18 protein-coding genes are annotated in these 15,479 nt (G+C 68.2%); 4 read left to right on the forward strand and 14 right to left on the reverse strand.

Annotation, left to right across the window (positions count from 1 at the left end; genetic code table 11):
* Nucleotides 1–13: 13 nt before the first annotated feature.
* Complete coding sequence (locus ACFVYS_RS30820; protein WP_389507326.1) at nucleotides 14–547, forward strand: hypothetical protein; 534 nt, start codon at nucleotides 14–16, stop codon at nucleotides 545–547.
* Here the strand turns inward: ACFVYS_RS30820 and ACFVYS_RS30825 are convergent.
* Genes ACFVYS_RS30825 through ACFVYS_RS30840 form a run of 4 tightly spaced genes read right to left on the reverse strand, consistent with a single transcriptional unit; the run spans nucleotide 541 to nucleotide 3,759 of the window.
* Complete coding sequence (locus tag ACFVYS_RS30825) at nucleotides 541–1,674, reverse strand: hypothetical protein (protein WP_389507327.1); 1,134 nt, start codon at nucleotides 1,672–1,674, stop codon at nucleotides 541–543. The genes ACFVYS_RS30820 and ACFVYS_RS30825 overlap by 7 nt on opposite strands.
* The gene (locus tag ACFVYS_RS30830) at nucleotides 1,674–2,321 is read right to left on the reverse strand and encodes a hypothetical protein (protein ID WP_389507329.1); all 648 of its coding nucleotides are present in this window, start codon (nucleotides 2,319–2,321) and stop codon (nucleotides 1,674–1,676) included. Before ACFVYS_RS30830 ends, ACFVYS_RS30825 begins: the two co-directional genes overlap by 1 nt.
* Nucleotides 2,318–3,352 carry a site-specific integrase gene (locus ACFVYS_RS30835; RefSeq protein WP_389507331.1) on the reverse strand — a complete coding sequence of 345 codons (1,035 nt, stop codon included), beginning with the start codon at nucleotides 3,350–3,352 and terminating at the stop codon, nucleotides 2,318–2,320. The genes ACFVYS_RS30830 and ACFVYS_RS30835 overlap by 4 nt, the downstream gene beginning before the upstream one ends.
* Entirely contained in the window at nucleotides 3,349–3,759 is a 411-nt protein-coding gene (locus ACFVYS_RS30840; protein ID WP_389507333.1) for a DUF6221 family protein, read from the reverse strand. The genes ACFVYS_RS30835 and ACFVYS_RS30840 overlap by 4 nt, the downstream gene beginning before the upstream one ends.
* A gap of 170 nt (nucleotides 3,760–3,929) precedes the next feature.
* Between ACFVYS_RS30840 and ACFVYS_RS30845 the strand changes: the two genes are divergently transcribed.
* The 3 genes from ACFVYS_RS30845 to ACFVYS_RS30855 are packed head-to-tail and all read left to right on the forward strand — an operon-like array spanning nucleotide 3,930 to nucleotide 5,457.
* Nucleotides 3,930–4,574, forward strand: a complete 645-nt coding sequence (locus ACFVYS_RS30845) for a hypothetical protein (RefSeq protein ID WP_389507335.1) — start codon at nucleotides 3,930–3,932, stop codon at nucleotides 4,572–4,574.
* An 11-nt stretch (nucleotides 4,575–4,585) separates the two neighbouring features.
* Nucleotides 4,586–4,987 (forward strand): hypothetical protein, encoded by a 402-nt coding sequence (locus ACFVYS_RS30850; RefSeq protein WP_389507337.1) that lies wholly within the window; start codon nucleotides 4,586–4,588, stop codon nucleotides 4,985–4,987.
* A gap of 11 nt (nucleotides 4,988–4,998) precedes the next feature.
* Nucleotides 4,999–5,457, forward strand: coding sequence for a hypothetical protein (locus ACFVYS_RS30855; protein ID WP_389507339.1), 459 nt, complete (start codon nucleotides 4,999–5,001; stop codon nucleotides 5,455–5,457).
* Between the two features lie 54 nt (nucleotides 5,458–5,511).
* Here ACFVYS_RS30855 and ACFVYS_RS30860 read toward each other — a convergent pair whose 3' ends face one another.
* The 10 genes from ACFVYS_RS30860 to ACFVYS_RS30905 all read right to left on the reverse strand — a co-directional run bounded on the left by ACFVYS_RS30860 (nucleotide 5,512) and on the right by ACFVYS_RS30905 (nucleotide 15,475).
* A complete protein-coding gene (locus tag ACFVYS_RS30860; RefSeq protein WP_389507341.1) occupies nucleotides 5,512–5,775 on the reverse strand; it encodes a hypothetical protein in 264 nt (87 codons plus the stop codon).
* 514 nt (nucleotides 5,776–6,289) lie between these two features.
* Nucleotides 6,290–7,336, reverse strand: coding sequence for a collagen-like protein (locus tag ACFVYS_RS30865; RefSeq protein ID WP_389507343.1), 1,047 nt, complete (start codon nucleotides 7,334–7,336; stop codon nucleotides 6,290–6,292).
* A 692-nt stretch (nucleotides 7,337–8,028) separates the two neighbouring features.
* A complete protein-coding gene (locus ACFVYS_RS30870; RefSeq protein WP_389507345.1) occupies nucleotides 8,029–8,376 on the reverse strand; it encodes a hypothetical protein in 348 nt (115 codons plus the stop codon).
* Nucleotides 8,377–8,571: 195 nt separating this feature from the next.
* Complete coding sequence (locus ACFVYS_RS30875; RefSeq protein WP_389507347.1) at nucleotides 8,572–8,907, reverse strand: hypothetical protein; 336 nt, start codon at nucleotides 8,905–8,907, stop codon at nucleotides 8,572–8,574.
* A gap of 76 nt (nucleotides 8,908–8,983) precedes the next feature.
* The gene (locus ACFVYS_RS30880) at nucleotides 8,984–9,301 is read right to left on the reverse strand and encodes a hypothetical protein (RefSeq protein WP_389507348.1); all 318 of its coding nucleotides are present in this window, start codon (nucleotides 9,299–9,301) and stop codon (nucleotides 8,984–8,986) included.
* 39 nt (nucleotides 9,302–9,340) lie between these two features.
* Nucleotides 9,341–10,627, reverse strand: a complete 1,287-nt coding sequence (locus tag ACFVYS_RS30885) for a peptidoglycan-binding protein (protein ID WP_389507350.1) — start codon at nucleotides 10,625–10,627, stop codon at nucleotides 9,341–9,343.
* A 26-nt stretch (nucleotides 10,628–10,653) separates the two neighbouring features.
* A complete protein-coding gene (locus tag ACFVYS_RS30890) occupies nucleotides 10,654–11,316 on the reverse strand; it encodes a hypothetical protein (RefSeq protein WP_389507352.1) in 663 nt (220 codons plus the stop codon).
* 327 nt (nucleotides 11,317–11,643) lie between these two features.
* Nucleotides 11,644–13,434: a hypothetical protein gene (locus tag ACFVYS_RS30895; protein ID WP_389507354.1), complete on the reverse strand. Its 1,791-nt coding sequence runs from the start codon at nucleotides 13,432–13,434 to the stop codon at nucleotides 11,644–11,646.
* Nucleotides 13,434–14,540 (reverse strand): hypothetical protein, encoded by a 1,107-nt coding sequence (locus ACFVYS_RS30900; protein ID WP_389507356.1) that lies wholly within the window; start codon nucleotides 14,538–14,540, stop codon nucleotides 13,434–13,436. Before ACFVYS_RS30900 ends, ACFVYS_RS30895 begins: the two co-directional genes overlap by 1 nt.
* On the reverse strand, nucleotides 14,537–15,475 hold the full coding sequence (locus tag ACFVYS_RS30905) for a hypothetical protein (protein ID WP_389507358.1): 939 nt from the start codon (nucleotides 15,473–15,475) through the stop codon (nucleotides 14,537–14,539). Before ACFVYS_RS30905 ends, ACFVYS_RS30900 begins: the two co-directional genes overlap by 4 nt.
* Nucleotides 15,476–15,479 lie beyond the last annotated feature (4 nt).

Here is a 15,479-nt window from a genome sequence, read left to right on the forward strand (position 1 = left end):
CTACAGGAGCATCGTGTACGTGACCGCGGAACTGGAAGGGCTTCTGGGCGACCACCACATGGTGGCCGGGCACCAGGACGAGATCATGCGGAACTGGACGTGCCAGCGGTGCGGAGTGAAGGCGGCGCACTGGTTCAACGCGCAGTCCAGGTACGAGAAACGACGGTGGATCGACTGGCGGGCACCCGACGGCCGCACCTGGTACACCGACGCCCGCGACGGATACGTCGGGCCGCCTTCGTGTCCGCTGCCCGGCGTGGAAGCGCTGTGCCCGTGGGACGACCGCGCGCAGCTGTATCGCGGTGCCTGGGGTGACGTGCAACTGGACACGGCGATGCGCACGTGGTGCGAACCGCATCGGCGAGCGATCAGCGAATGCGTCGACCCCGGCCCGTACTGCCCCGGCCGGATGGCGCACGAGGACGGCAGCGGGTTCGCCGTGAACCTTCCGGGTCCATGCACGGGTCGGGAGAATTCCTGCTGCTGCATGTGCCCGGCCTGCTGCGGAGATACCCCCGATATGTACGGCTACGACGGGGACTACTGACCCTCTTCGTCCTCCAGCGGCATCGGGTCGACCGCACGCCGGAGCTGCTCCATCCGTACTGGCAGCGGCTCCCAGCCCGGCTGGCCCGCCATCAGCCAGTTCAGGACGTTCACCCCTCGCGCGTATGACTGCCCCAACCCCTGCGCACGGATCCGGATCCCCGGCGGTCCGGCCTTCGACTGCAACACCGTCACCCACAGAGCGGACTTCCCGCCCTCGATGTCCGCCACCAGGCTCTGCCGGACGTCCAGCCACCGTTCCAACGCCACCCGGGCCGCATGCGACAGCTCATACCGCTCCACCCGCGGACCCGCCCCCTGCACCTCCTCCACCTCCCTACGGATGTCGTGCGCCAGCTGATGCGACGCCCGCGCATCCTGCCCCGCCATCACCTTCGACACCGTCGACTGCGCGATCCCCAGCCGGAACGCCACCTCCTCATACCCCTTCCCAGCACGCTGCGGCCGCCGCACCACCCGCACCATCCCCAGACCCGGGCCCAGGTCGTCGACGTTCATCCGCTCCAACTCCCCCACCCGCGCCCCCGTATCCAGCACCACCGACACCATCGCAAGCAGCCGGGCCCGCTCCTGCGCCCGAATACCCCGCCCGTCCCGCTCCAACGGACTGCTCCCCGCCAGGTCGACGAGCTCCCGGTACACAGCCGTCAACTGCCGTGGATCCACCGTCGGCTTCAGCCCCGGCTCCTCCACCCGCGGCAACTTCACCAGGCGATCCGGCACCGACAAGGAGGCGAGCACCTTCAGGCAGTCCCGCACCGCCCGCTGCGACGCCACTGGCAACTCCTTGCCGACGTCCTTCTCCCAGTGCCGCAACTGCCCGGCCACCGCCAGAGCCCAGAACGCGCGCAGCGCCGGCGGCGTGAACAGCTGGGCCAACTCCCGCGACGCCCGCTTCGGCATCTCCTCCCGGCCCACCGCCCGCCCGTACATGCCGACCACCATCCACAGCTGCCGGGCCCGCTGCTCCGACACCTGGACCGGGATGCCGCCCGCGCCCGGAGCCTTCTCCCTGCCGTCCCACTTCGCCGGATCCCGCGGCGCGACGCGCTCCACCACCGACGCCAACTGCCGCACCGACGGCGTGCTGTACTGCTGGCCGCTCATCAGGCAGCCTGCTGAGCGCCACGGGCCCATGCCTGGACGCGCTGCACGTTCAGCAGCAGGTAGATGCGGTCGTCTCCGTATGCCCAGCGGGCTACGCCGTCCTCCTGAAGCAGGTGCAGGTAGGTCCGGCTCGCCTTGGAACTACCGACTTCTAGAGGAACGCCGTGCGAATCCACGTGCATGATGACTTCCACCGGGCTGGTGCCGCACCCTGTCACCAGGCCTAGGCCGCTGGACTTGTTGACGGCAATCGGTTCCTCCCAGGAAAGCCAACCGTCGCAGTCAGCCCCGTTCTGGTGCATGTCCAGATCCGCGTGGAACAGAGGGTGCGCTTCCTGAAGCTTTACCGCGTTGCCCGACCGATCAGCGTCTGGTCCTGGAGAGTGACCGACGTCCACTTCGACGTGAGCGAACCGGCCGGCCATCAAGCCAGCGTGGATGGCCACGAATGCGGCCACCTGTTCCAGCGGCCAGTAGGCAGGATCGCGCTGTGTCTGACCGATCCGGGCGACATACGCGGGGTCGTAGTCACCCTCCTTGAATCGGCGACGCCAACCGGCGAACACGGCGGCTGCCGCCGGGCTGGCCGTGATGTCGTCCAGCAGGTCCTGAGCCAATTCCTCGTGCAGCGTGCGCGCATCGCTCACAGTCCGATTCCAATCAGGGCGTTGTCGTCAGGATCCCACTGGTCGACGATCTGCATGTAGCCGTCCAGGACCTTTGAGCCATCCGCGTGCCCGGTTACGGCTGCGATGGCCTTCCGGTCCTTTCCGGCACGGCGTGCCTCGGTGGCCATCCCGGAGCGCACGGAGTGCCCGGTGAAGAGTTCTTGGAACCCGGCGCGCAGGCCGGCCGCGGTGATGAGGTCGCCAGCGCGCTGCGGGGTGAGGCCTTGGGGCTGCACGGATCCGGTGTGGTGGATGCGGCGGAAGGCGTGCCGGTCAGGGTCGACGATGCAGGCGGCGTCCCGCCAGGCGTTCCAGGCCTTCACGGGGCAGGTCGCCACGTTCTGCCCGTACGGCACGGCAACGGTGCGCGGCTCCGTCTTGGAGACGCGGACGTCGACCAGGAGGCCGCGTTCGTCGTCGCGGATGTTCCGCAGCCGCAGGCCGGCCAACTCGGCACGTCGGGCGGCGATGGAGAACCCGAGCAGGATCATTGCCCGGTCGCGGAGGCCGAAGATGTCGGTGTCGCATTTGGACACGATCAGCCGGAGGTCGACCAGGCGCATGGCGGGTGCCTTCCCGCGGCCGCGCGTGGGTTCCTCCGCTGCGTCGGCCTTCTTCCGGTAGTCCTTCAGGAGTTCGCGGGCCGCCCTGGTTGCGTCGGGGTCGACGAGGACGTTGTACGGCGGCCGCCGCAGCGTCACGACGACTCCGGCCAGCTTGCGGTCGATGGTGGAGTACGCGCGCTTCTCCCGGTTCCACAGGTAGTCGACGAAGGCGCGCAGCGTGCCGCGGGTGGCTGCGGTGGGCGGGATCTGGAGCTGGGAGCAGAATGCGGTCCAGGTCTTCCAGTCGCCCTCGTAGGCGCGGGTGGTGTTGTCGGGGCGCTGGTCGGCCGCGTGTCCGTCAGATGCGGCGTCGAGGGCGGCGATGCGGGCGCGGAGGTCGTCGTCGAACTGCTCGGGCAGCAGCAGCGGTTCGTCGGGTCTGGCGGGCAGGCGGTCGGTGCTCACGGTCGCCGCCACTCCTGACGGTAGTCGGGGTGACTCTCGTAGAGCGCGGCCCACCCCTTGATGAGGTACTCCCGTACGGACTGGCCGCCTTCGGTCCAGCCGGTGCGGTGGCCCTGCTCCATCACCCACTGCTCTTTGGTGTAGTCGGTGAGGATGCTCATCTTGGAGGCGATCTCAGCCAGCACGCGCGCCGGATCGTGGGAGGCGATGAAGTCGGCGTCGGCGCGGCCCTGGTCGCTGTCGGCGGTCTCCACCCCGGAGCCTGGCTGGCTGAAGCTGACGGTCCAGCCGTAGTCGCCGATCCCGGACTGCGTCCATGGTCCTGGCGTGGCTGCTTGGGCGAGTTGCTCGTCTTCATCCAGGCGGGCGCGCAGGAACTGCACCAGGTCGTCACCGGTCTGAGTCATGGTCACATTCTACTGATCTTCCCTGGTGATATGTGAGCTTATCGCGCCTCATGGACCGTCAGATTCTTCGTCAGGAGCCATTCTCCGCGCGAAGGCCTCGCCCGACATCAAAGGGCCGAGGTCCGGCGAACCCCTTGCGCCCATAACCTTGCGAACCTTAAGGTTCGGGCATGGCAGAGAACGAACTCGGCATCGAAGACGTCCGAGCCCAACTCGGCGACCTGGTCGACGACGCCCACTACGAAGGCACCATCACCCACATCACCCGCCGCGGCCGCCGCCTCGCCTCCATCGTCCCGGCCGGCGTGAAAGCGGCCAGCCTCCCCGACGAAGCCATCGACGCCGCATTCGACGCCGCCTGGCCCGGACTGCCCGAAGGCATCAGTCTCGGCGAGGCCCGCCGACGCGTGATCGCAGCCCTCAACGCCGCATACCCGCACATGATCGTTCCGTCGGAGCCGCAGGCCCTGCCAGACGTCGACCGGCTCAAGCAGGTGAGCGAGAGCCTCGAGAAGCAGATCAACGAAGGGGCGTTCTCCCCGGAACAGACGGAGCGGATGCGGAAAGCCGTCGAGGATCTGGCGGAGACGATACGGAAGACCCGTGTCCAGATGACGCATCAGCAGATCGTGACGAAGGCGGTCAAGGAGGAGGGCGGCGTGTGGGACGCCACCCGAACGGTCACCACGCTGGGCTTGGCCGGGCACGGCGTGGACGACAAGCGGGCTCGCGCCGTCCTGCGCAGGATTGCTGCCACAGGAATCCTGACCCGTACATCCCAGACCCGGGCCATCTACGAGACCACCGAGAAGTAAGGACACCGGCCGTGAGCTACGAAATCAACCTGCACTTCCCCCACGTCGACTGGACCGTGCAAATGCCCGCCGTGCCACGGAAGGGCGACCGGGTCGAGTTCGCGGATCCCGATATCGGCGACACCAGCTGGGACGTCACGGAAGTCACGTACACCGCGTACACGGACGGCACCGAAGGATCCATCAACCTCGCCCTGGACCCGGCCGACGAGGCCACCAAGAAGCGGTCGGATGAGTTTGAGGCCAACCGCCTGGACGCCCTTCGCTCCGCCAGGGTCAACGAACTCCGCAAGTCCATCCGCAACAACCGGCCCGAGCCCCTGGACGATGCCCCCCTTCGCGACGCGAGGGCCCGGCAGGAAGCCGCCATGCGCGCCAACCAGGAGCCGACCGACCGAGCCACCGAGCAGTGAGGACACCAGCCATGGCCGACCTGGACATCTACGAGTACGGCACCGAGGCATTCACGCCCAGCGAGACTCGCGCCATCTCCGATTACGAAGCCGCCGTCCACGACAGCGGCCTCCGCGACTGCTTCGACGCCCTGGCCATCGAGCACGTCCGGTGGCACGAGACCGAGTTCGGGCAGGACATGACCCGCGACATGCTTCGCGAACATGCCCAGATGTTCAACCAGTGGTACCTGGCCGTCGACTCGCTGCTCGGCGACATCCTTACCTGCACCAGCGAGGTCACCCGATACAGCACAGCCGCCGCCCGATACATCAAGGCCGCAGCGGACGACTACCACCGAACCCGGCAAGCCTTCGAGCACGTCACGACCACTTGGTCCCTGGCCCTGCTCACCGGTGGAGCCGACGCCGACTACCCGCCGCCTACCCGGGCCGTGAACTACCCCATGCAGACCCTCACCACCGAGTGAGCAGACAACGGTGCCCCGGCCTGAGGAAAGCAGGCCGGGGCACCATTACGCACGCTACTTCATGCGGACTTCGACCCGGCCGCCAGCCTGGATCTGCTCCGCGAACTGCGTCAGCTCCGGATCCGTGACCTTCCCTCCGCCGGAGTGCTTCGCCCACACTCGCTGGATCTGCGGCTTTATCTCCGCCAGCGGCCTGCCCTGGTACTGAGCGGTCAGAGCGTTCAGACCCTTGGTCAGATCAGATGCCATCTTGCGAACGCCATCGGCGACGGCCTTCTTCAGGGCGCGGTCGTCGAAGTTGAAGTTGGATTTGGCCACAGAGGCCTCCATCGTGCCGGGACCACCCAGGCGGGTTCGCGGGCACTCTGGGCCTGCGGGTGATCCGAACTCACGACAACGCTACCCGGCCCCACCGACAACCGGGGGCAGCAGACTTAGACCGCAGCCTGCTTCTTCGCCCGCCCCGCCTCCACCCGCGCGAGGCACAGCACGCACAGCGGGCACCCGCCCGGCCCGTACCGGTGCGTGGGATGGCCGCACCCCGTACACGGACCGACCTGCGCCGGCGGACACACGGGAGCGGGCGGGACCGGCATCGACTGGTTCACCAGCCCATCGTACGTACCGTCGGCCAGCCCGACCGGGCAGGGATCGGCGGCCGGGAGTCTGTAGATCTTTTCCAGGTGCGAGAGGCCTGTTGAGCAGTGTTGCCGGGGGTGCGGGACAGCCTCAGCCAGGGACGTTTCCCCAGGTCGCAAGCGTGAGCTTGATCAAGTTATTTGATTCCCAAAGTTGTAGGACAGACCCCCAGGTCATCCCACCCGTGAGGCGGTCACGCGCCCACCGCAGCCCACGGCCCGGCGAAGTCCGTCCCCACATTCGATGCCGGGGTGATCGTCGAAGGCAGTGCCGTCCTGCCAGTCCCGTTCGTCGCGAACCGGAACCCCGCCGCACTCAGGCCCAGGTTCGCGGCCGCGTCCACACCGGTCCAACCAGAAGCCCTGGTCAGCGTCGGCGGCACCGAAGCGTTGAACAGCAGGGCCACCCAGTAGTACGACCCGGCTGTCAGCGCCTGCCCAGTGATCGTTGTCGTCTTCAGACCGGCCGACGAGATCGCGGAGTCCACGTTCGTCGAAGCCAGGAGCGTGCCGCTCGAGTTGTACAGGCCGACCACGTTCTGGCTGGCGACGGCGCCTGACCCGGAATTCCCCGCCCACCAGTAGAGCTTCGTGGCGGTGACGGCGGCAGCGACGTTGACGCGCACGAGGTACAGGGTGCCGCTGGTCAGCGACGTCGAGTTGACCGCCAACGCCGGGTCATAGCACCAAGCAGCGACCCCGTGAGCTGCGGGAGTGTCCTGCCCCAGCGCGTAGCCCGTCACAGCCAGATTGGCGCCCACGTTGAGGCTGTCGTCGGTGGCGAGGGTGTCGGCGGCGGATCGGTACAGATTGGTGTCCCTTGCCGCGCTGCCAGACCCCCATTCTTGCCGTCCCGAGGTGTCGCGCCGGTACCGGTCGAAGGTGTCGCCGGAGGAAAGGGAGGCCTGTGCAACTGTTGTTGAGCTGGCCAGGGTGGCGTTCTGGGTGCCGGTCATGGTGCCGCCGGCAAGCGGCAGAAGGCTGGCGAGCGCGGTGGTCAGGCCGGTCACTTGGGATTGGGCGACGGCGACCGGGTCAGATCCGCCGGATGCGTGGCTGCTGGCGTGGGCGGTCGGGGTGCGCGCATTGGTGGTGGTCGGGTCGGTGGACTTCAGGGCGATGGTGTCGCCGGCGCCGGCCGCGCCAAGGGCCGGTTGCGGGCCGGTCGGTCCTTGGGGCCCGGTGGCTCCTGCGGGTCCCTGGGGGCCGGGATCACCGGTAGCGCCGGTCAGGCCGGTCATCCCCTGCGGTCCGGTCGCGCCGGTGTCGCCCTTAGGTCCTTGCGAGCCCGTGGGGCCGGTGTCTCCGGTCAGTCCGGTCGGTCCTTGCGGGCCGGTGGCTCCTGCGGGACCTTGCGGGCCGGGGTCTCCCGTGTCTCCTTTGGGCCCTTGGGCGCCGGTGGTCCCGGCCGGGCCTGTAGCACCGGTGGCTCCTGCGGGGCCCTGGTCTCCGGGGTCGCCCTTCGGCCCCTGGGCTCCCGTTGGTCCGGCGGGACCGGTCTCACCAGCGGGGCCAGGTTCACCCTGGGGGCCGGAGGGGCCCGATTGCCCGGCGAGGAAGACGACGGCGCTCTGACCGGTCTGGGTGTCGGAGAGGTCGGCGCGGATGGATCCGGCCCAGTAGCTTCCGGTGGCGGGGACGGACACGTACGTGCGGATGGGCGTGCCGTCCGTGGCGCGGCCCTCCTGGATCGCCCACAGAGTGTCCCCGGCATCGGACTGGATGAGCTCGTTCGGGGTGAGTTCGACCGTCCAGTCCCCATCGGGATCCGGAGTGATGACCACGGGCCGTACGACCTCGCCGGGCACACTCTCCACGTAACCGACGGCCGGCTTGCCCGTCACGTCGACCAGGGTGGCCTTCATCTCCGTACGCTGCCCGGCAGTGGCTCCGATCAGCTTCCCAGTCACCGTGGTCATGGTCGTGCTCCCGTTCAGGTCGCAGAGTCGTCGCGTGTTTCGTTCTCGGCGAGGAGGACGCCGTTGTGCTGGGCGGTCAAAACCATGCGGGTGCGCTGGATCACCAGCGCTGCGATGGCCAGGAGCAGCAGGACGCGGGCGACGCGCATCACGGTGGCGACCACGCCGTCCGGCCATACCGACACCAGCACCGTGTATGCGGCCAGTGCCCCTATGGCGAGCGTGAACGTCATGACGTGCCGGCCCACGGGCGTGGACTGCCAGGGCGCGTGCAGGTGGTAGACGATGGCGAAGATGGTGCAGCACAGGGCGACCAGCCCCGAGGCGCAGACGTTCGCGAGTTGCGCGGAGTCCATTTCCATCAGCTAGCCCTCCCTCCGAAGGCGTCGCGGAACATTTCCGCGAAATGGTTGCGCTCCCGCTCTCGTGCCAGGCGCGACGCGACCTGCGATACCGCCGACCGCTGGGCTTGAACTTCCCGGCGGGCCATCTGGGCCCGTGTGAGCGCCTTCTCTGCGGCCTTCTGGCCAGGCGTGTCCGGGCGCTGGGGGGCGGGCTCAGGACGGCGGCGCAGCAACCGGCGAATCCATCGCATCCCCTGGCACCTCCCCCCGTATCGCGCGCAGGACCGTGTAGGCGGTGCGGGAGAGTTCCAGCAGCTCACCGGCCTGTCCTTGCGCGTCCAGTCGTGCGGCTTCGCTCTCCTTGTGGGCTTCACGCCAGATGTCCCGCTCTGCGAGGGCTTCAGCGACGCGAGCGTCGCGGTCCTTACGGACGTCCTCGAGGACGGCCCGGGGTACGAGATTGCCCCGGAAGACGAGCAGCACCACGAAGGCAACGATGGTCCAGGCCCCGCCCTGCATCAGCAGGGTCACGCCCGACAGCTCGTTCACCGGTGCCGCTCCTTGCTGGTGGTGGGGCACGCCTGCGCCGCTGCCAGACGACGGCAGGCGTGCCGGGTGGTCACGGTCAGGCCGCGCTTCTGACGCTGCGGGCACCGACGTCCTGGGCCTTGCCGCTGACGCCGGACGGCTTCCACAGGCCGAAGTGCGATGCCACGGAGATCACGAAGGACACAGCCGACAGGATCACGGCGGATCCGACGCTGTAGTCGTCGCCGCCGTTGCCGAGTTCGACGAGGAAGCCGTTGAGGGCGGTGAGGAAGAGCAGGATGACGGCCTTTGCGCCGGGGTGGGTGACGCGGGTGGTGACGAGGCCGACGAGGACCGGCAGGACGAAGCTGACGGCGAGGCCGAGCCAGTAGGAGGCGTCGAGGGTGGGCTGCATGTCGGGTTCCTTCGGTGGGTGGGTGGTGGAGGGGGGTGGTCAGATCTTGGGAACCTTGAGGCGCTTCCACGTCTCGGGGCCCGGGTAGCCGTCGGCGTCGTCGCCGGTCCAGCCCTGTGCGCGCTGGTAGTCGCGGACGTTCCACCGGTCGGCGTTGGTCCAGTTCGGTCCAGGTCCGGTGGAGTAGTGGCGGCCGTAGCCGAGGGCGACCAGGCGTCGGCCGAGGGCGGTGATGATCGGCGAGTAGCGGCCGGCGTGGAAGAAGGCCTTGCCGGGGTACGGCTGGTAGATCGGAGCGGTCGGCTTGGCCGGTGCCGGGGCGGCGGGCTTGACCGGAAGGGTGCCGAGGAGCTTCTTCAGGCTGGACGATCCCGGGATGCCGTCGGCGTCCTGTCCGGCCGCGGTGCCCTTGTATCCCAGGGACTTCTGGAAGTCGCTGAAGTTGCGGGTGTCGGCGTCGGACCAGGCCGATCCGGGTCCTTCGGTGTAGTGCTTGCCGAATCCGGCCTTCACCAGCGCCTGGCCGACCTTGGTGATGTGGTCTCCCTTGGCTCCGTATCCGTATTCGAGGCCGTTGATGGTGACCTTGTAGCGGGCCGGGGTGGCCGCTGTTACGGGGCCGGGGGTCGGGTACTTGGGGCGGCCGAAGCCTGCGATGTCGGCGACGACGCGGACGCGGCGGGCGCACACGTTCGCCGTGTTGCCCTCGATCGTGTACACGTACTTGCCGTCGCTGGAAACGCTGGTAACGATGCCGACGTGGTCGATCTTGCCGATCTCGGATGTGCCGTCCCAGTCGAAGAAGACGATGTCGCCGCGGCGAATCCCGGACTTCAGGATGCCGTTGGTCATCGCGGTCCACTGCTTGTCCGTGTTGAAGCGGGCCGCATGGGCGACGGTGTACGCCCAGTCCATGCCGAAGCAGACGGCTGTGTAGTTGTCGGAGTCGTAGGCGGCGCGGGTGATGGTGGCGTTGCACCAGGCGAAGTTCCCGGCGTAGGCGTTGCCGTTGCGCTGGCGGTACCACTCCTGGATGACGTTAGGCTCGCCCAGGCCGAGCCACGTCTCCATGGCGGAGACCATCTTCTCGAGGCCGCCGGTGTTTCCGCCGAGCCGCCGCGGCTGGTCGTCCAGCGGGTCGCCCGTGACCTCGTCGCCGTCGTCGTCGGCGGGGAGTCCGTATACGCCGTGGGAGTCGGCCGGACCGTACTTGTCGGCCAGGAGCTCTTCTTCGTTGCGGACGGTGGGGCCGTTGCCGGTGGCGGTCAGGAGGGCGGCTTGCCGGTCCTGGCTTATGTCGTCCTCGAGGGGTCGGGGCTCGCCCATCGTGGGTCTCCTTCGTGGGGCGCCGGTCAGCGGTTGCTGGTGAGGCGGGGTTGGATGAGGTCGATCTGGTTGCGAAGCTCGCGGTATGCGGCGAGGGAGAGGCGGAAGAAGCCGTGGTCGCCCCAGGCCGCTGACCAGGAGTTGACGACCCGCAGGATGGTGTGGGGGTAGTCGAGCCCGCCGTCCGCGGTGTAGGTGAGGTGCTCGAGGGCGGTGATGCAGACTTCGTGGCCGCCGGCGATGGGAGAGTTCTGCCAGTTGGGGAGGTCGTCCAGGAGCGCGGTCCGGCCGGGCGGGTCGAAGAAGTCTTCGTGCCACGGCATCCCCATCAGGACGGGCCCGGTCTGGAGGAGGGTGCAGAGCTCCTCTGCGGTGGTGGCGTGCCGGTATGAGTCGATCAGGCCGCGGGCTTTGAGTGCCTTGGCGACGCCGAGGCCGGAGGATCCGCAGTCCACGGACGGCCAGGTTTGGTCGTGCCACTGGTCGTGGGTGGTGGCTTCGGCGTACAGGTCGATCGCCCACAGCTCTGCGGCCGCCGGGTCGGTGGTGCCGAGGTCGGCGGCCTCGAGGGTGGCGGTGTCGTGGAGGATCGATACGGCGGCGGTGGCGGCGTTGCCGGTGCAGGATCCGAGGGCATCTAGGTCATCGACGCCGATGTACCGGCGGCTGGTGTGGATGCCCTGGGACAACAGGCTCTGCTGATTCAGGACTGGGATTTTGGGTGCCCACTCGGTGGGGTGTAGACGGCGGCCGGCAGGGCGCGGCCGGTAAGCCAGGCTGCGCGGGTCCAGCACGAGGTGCCGGCCGAATGGGCCGGTCACGTCATACCGTCTGATGTCGAGATCGGGCACTCGCCCGGACTCCTGCACTCCCCGCGCCCAGAGCCGTCTGAAGCGTTGCGGACCACTGTGGTGTGGTCGTCCCTCGGGGGTGGTGCAGGGCGGAGGGTCGCCCTGCTGATCAGGGTACGGGCGTGCGGGCGGCGTGTTGCCCCTGGTATTGGCGGGCTTGCGGGATCAGGCGTCCAGGGGGAAGGCGTGGTTGTTCAGGGAGAGGAATCCGGAGCCGGTGCTGAGGTAGGTGATGGCTGCGGCGTTCATGCCGGTCAGGGTGATGGCGCCGGTGGTTGCGACGTTGACGGAGACGACGCCTCCTGCGTCGCCGGCGAGCTGCTTCCACTGGATGGTGGTGGTGGGCCGGTATCCGACGGGGAGGGTGGCGACGGTCTCGCCGTTGGCGATGGTGGTGGCTGCGGTGCGTCGGATCAGGTCGCGGAGGTCGACGCCGCCGCGGGTGTTGAGGCGGTAGCGGCCGCTGCCGTAGGGGCTGCCGTATCCGGCCCAGCCGGTGGCGTAGGAGAGGCTGCTCCAGGCTGTTTCGCGTAGGACGGTGCCCGCGACGACGGTATTGCCGTTGGTATCCACGGTGAACTTATCGGCGTCCCGGTAGAGACGAAGCAGGTTCCCGGTGTGTCCGGTAGCTGCCTGGGCGTACAGAGCGGTGTTGCTGGATGCGGGGGCGAGGACCTGGAAGCGGGCGTTGTCGACGTACCCGAGGGCGGGTTCCATCGACAACTTGCTTGTCTGCGTGGGGCTGTCGGTGTTGTTGAGTTGTAGCCGGGCATACCCGGGCGCGAGGGAGAGGGCGCCGCCGATGTAGGTGGTGAAAGCGCCGTCGTCGCGCATGCGTTCGATGAACGCCACGTCCTTGCCCATGTACTGGTGCCAGATCAGGTCAGTGTAGGGGCCGCCGTCGGCGAACTTGCTGGTCACCGTCTCCAGCGCAATGTTTCCGCTGCCGTCTTGGAAAGCTTGGATGGTAGCCGACTTGGTGAGGGTGGAGTTGCGCCAGAGGAGGTTCGGAAGGGTTGCGTTCGCGTTGAGACTGAGTACGGATCCGTTGGTGCCTTTCCATCCAACGCCGTCCTTACTGAACACGCCGACCAGGGTGTTGGCGGCGTTGTAGATGCGGATGTCGTTGTTGTCGCCTTCGTTGATGACGACACGTTCGCCGGTGGTGTCGGTCTGGAACAGACCTCCGGTGACGGTGGAGCCGCTGATGTCGGAGCCGGTGATGTCGCCGGTGAACACCGCGGACCCGTCGGCGGAGTTGAACTGGATGACGAGGACGTTCGAACCGTCGTAGACGCGCAGGCCGTCCTCGTTCAGTTCGACTCGGGCCCCGGATGGGTTGCCGGCGACGATGCGGGTGGCGAGCTGGAGGATGGCCTCGAGTTTCTCCGCGGTGATGGCCCCGGCTTCGATGGCGGCTGCGGTGACGGATCCTGCGGTGAGGTCGGGCCCTTCAACCTGGACCGGAGTGGCCGCGGTCTCGGCGGATGCTGCGCCTGCAATGCCGGAGGAGTTCACTGCGGTCAGGACGACGTAGTGCGCCACGTACGGCAGGGGTGTGACGGGGAGCATACCGCCGGTGCCGGAGCGGGTGATGGTCCCGACGAATGTGGCCGCGGAGGGGGTGTAGCCGGGGCTGGTGGAGACGTGGACGGCGACGTGGTCGAAGTCGGCGGGCAGCGGGGTGCCGTCGGCGAGTGCGCCGTCCCAGACGATGCGCAGGCCACCGATCGACGGGGTGACGATCGGTGCGGTGGGGGCGCCGGGCGGGGGGCCGTCGACGGCGATGAGGCCGATGGTTCCGTCGGGCTGCATGCCGATCGCTCCCCGGACTGTGCCGGTGCCGTCCTTCACGGTGATGGCCGTGTTGTCGAGGGAGGCGTGGGAGAGCCGGGCGGAGCGTTCGATCGCCTCCAGCTTGGCCCGTAGCTGCTGGAGTTCACGGCCGATGTCCATCACACGCCTCCGTACTGGTACATCTCGGACGGTTTCAGGTCGATCACGGCCTGCGGGCCTCCCGTCGTGGCGGGCTTGATGGTCCAGCCGATGACACGGCACCAGCCGGAGTAGTCGGTCCAGTCGTTGTGGACCCGGGTGTAGACGTCGTCTCCGACCTGCCACGACCCGTAGGGGGCCGTGTCGGTGTTGCGGAGGGTTACCTGTCCGACCGATCCCATGGACTGCCGCCAGGCGCGTTCCCAGTCGGTGCGCCGGGCGAGGGTGTCGTTGCCGTTCAGTTCGGGGAAGGAAGCCCCGGCCTCAAGGCGGAGGCGGCCGTTACGGACGGCGGAGATCTGCCGCAGTTTGGCGCTGCCGTCACCGGCTCCGGTTCCGATGACGACCTGGGCGTAGTCGTCGCCTGCCATCGTCTTGGAGGGGTCTTCGATGATGTTGATTCCGGAGGCGAACTGGATGTCCGTGCGCCGGCGTCCCAGGCGTGGCCAGCCCAGTCGGATCCGTTTGACGACGTCGCTCTTGTCGCTGTTCCAGGTGGTGGTACACGTGTATTCGGGGGTGGCCTGGTCGGTGACCATCTCGTCGACTTGGGAGCCCAGGGACTTCAGGTCGTACCAGTAGGAGTGGTAGGGCTCTGCCGGGGTGCCGATCGTGGAGGTGGAGACGGTGTCGTCGACGATGACTCCCAGGTCTCCGTCGGGGATGGACTGCGCGTACTCCCAGGCGTTGCGGATGACGTCGCATCGGTCGGCGTTGACGTAGGGGCCGCGTCCGCCGTGTTCTCCGTCCAGGTCGAAGCGCTTTTGCAAGTAGGACGACCAGGACGCTGCCTCGAAGGAGAAGGCGCCCCCCTGGATTTCGCCGTGCCAGACCAGACCGCCCCACTGGATTTCGCCGTCGGAGGACTCCACGTAGATGCAGGTGGTGCCGGGGTCGGCCAGTGACGGATTGGACGACACCAGCCGCGGCGACAGCTTCCCGGACAGGTTGCCCGGTCCGGAGAGTTCGGGCCCGTACTCCAGGTCGATGACGGGGAGGCTGTTGGACAGCCATTCGCCGGTAAGGGCGTGCTGGGTGAGGACCCGGACGGGCGGGGTGACGGTCACCTGGGGGCCTCTTGGAATTCGACGTCGTAGCGGAACGTCGTGGAGACGTCGACGGTGACGGTGCCGACGTTGCCGGTGGTGCCGGTGGCTTGCGCGCGCAGGAGCTGGGTGGTGCCGCGGTAGGCGTCGGGCAGTGTCAGCGTGTCGGCGACGAACATGGCGGCCCGGCGGACGCCCGTCTGGTTGTCGTCCAGGATCACCTGCTGGAGGCTGAGCGAGGAGCCGAAGTTCGCGCGCAGGTAGCCAGTGAACTGGTTGGACGAATAGCGAAGCTGGGCAATATCGACGGTGATGACGGCCTTGGACGCCCACGCCGGTACGGCAACGTTCCAGCCGGCCTCGCTGGAGAAATAGCTGAAGGATCCGTTGGTGTTGCTGATGGCGGTGGAAGTGCCGGTAGGCGAGTGAATGTACTGGGTGCGATCCCGGCGGGGGTTCGCGATCTGCCGCAGGTCCACGATCATCGCGTTGGTGATGGTCGATGTGGACGCGGGAATGTCGATGCGGGCCAGAGGGATCCCGGTGAGGCCGCCGGGGATGGTGGTGGCGCTGGAAGAGACGTTGGAGAGGACCTGGAAGTAGTTGATCGCCTGGGTGGCCGGGTCGAGGGTTCCCTCGTACTCGGGGTCCTCTACGCGCAGGATGACCATGTCGGAGCGGCCGGAGCCGGCGCCCTGGGCAGCGATGCTGACGGTGGAGGATCCCTGGTTGCGGGCGGAGTAGCTGCCCTGGAAGGCGCTGACGCGGCCGCGGACGACGGCGGATCCTTCGGCGATCTGCACGCCCCCGCCCGGGGTCCCGAGCTGGGTGACCTTCAGGTCGGTGCCTGCGGTGATTCCCTCGCTGCCGCGGGCGAGGTCCTGGACCATGGCGCGGAACTGTTCGGCTGAGTGCGTTGCCCCGTTGGTGAGGATCGGCACCGGGTAGAGGGTCATGTCG

This window comes from Streptomyces sp. NPDC058295 (assembly GCF_042880655.1).
In the GTDB taxonomy this organism is placed as follows: Bacteria; Actinomycetota; Actinomycetes; order Streptomycetales; family Streptomycetaceae; genus Streptomyces; species Streptomyces coriariae.

What these genes read in the sequence shown, in the direction of transcription:
- ACFVYS_RS30865 (WP_389507343.1), bottom strand. Translation starts at nt 7,336, where the DNA reads ATGACCGGCCTGACCGGCGCTACCGGTGATCCCGGCCCCCAGGGACCC.
- ACFVYS_RS30825 (WP_389507327.1), bottom strand. Translation starts at nt 1,674, where the DNA reads ATGAGCGGCCAGCAGTACAGCACGCCGTCGGTGCGGCAGTTGGCGTCG.
- ACFVYS_RS30855 (WP_389507339.1), top strand. Translation starts at nt 4,999, where the DNA reads ATGGCCGACCTGGACATCTACGAGTACGGCACCGAGGCATTCACGCCC.
- ACFVYS_RS30905 (WP_389507358.1), bottom strand. Translation starts at nt 15,475, where the DNA reads ATGACCCTCTACCCGGTGCCGATCCTCACCAACGGGGCAACGCACTCA.
- ACFVYS_RS30840 (WP_389507333.1), bottom strand. Translation starts at nt 3,759, where the DNA reads ATGACTCAGACCGGTGACGACCTGGTGCAGTTCCTGCGCGCCCGCCTG.
- ACFVYS_RS30885 (WP_389507350.1), bottom strand. Translation starts at nt 10,627, where the DNA reads ATGGGCGAGCCCCGACCCCTCGAGGACGACATAAGCCAGGACCGGCAA.
- ACFVYS_RS30880 (WP_389507348.1), bottom strand. Translation starts at nt 9,301, where the DNA reads ATGCAGCCCACCCTCGACGCCTCCTACTGGCTCGGCCTCGCCGTCAGC.
- ACFVYS_RS30845 (WP_389507335.1), top strand. Translation starts at nt 3,930, where the DNA reads ATGGCAGAGAACGAACTCGGCATCGAAGACGTCCGAGCCCAACTCGGC.
- ACFVYS_RS30870 (WP_389507345.1), bottom strand. Translation starts at nt 8,376, where the DNA reads ATGGAAATGGACTCCGCGCAACTCGCGAACGTCTGCGCCTCGGGGCTG.
- ACFVYS_RS30895 (WP_389507354.1), bottom strand. Translation starts at nt 13,434, where the DNA reads ATGGACATCGGCCGTGAACTCCAGCAGCTACGGGCCAAGCTGGAGGCG.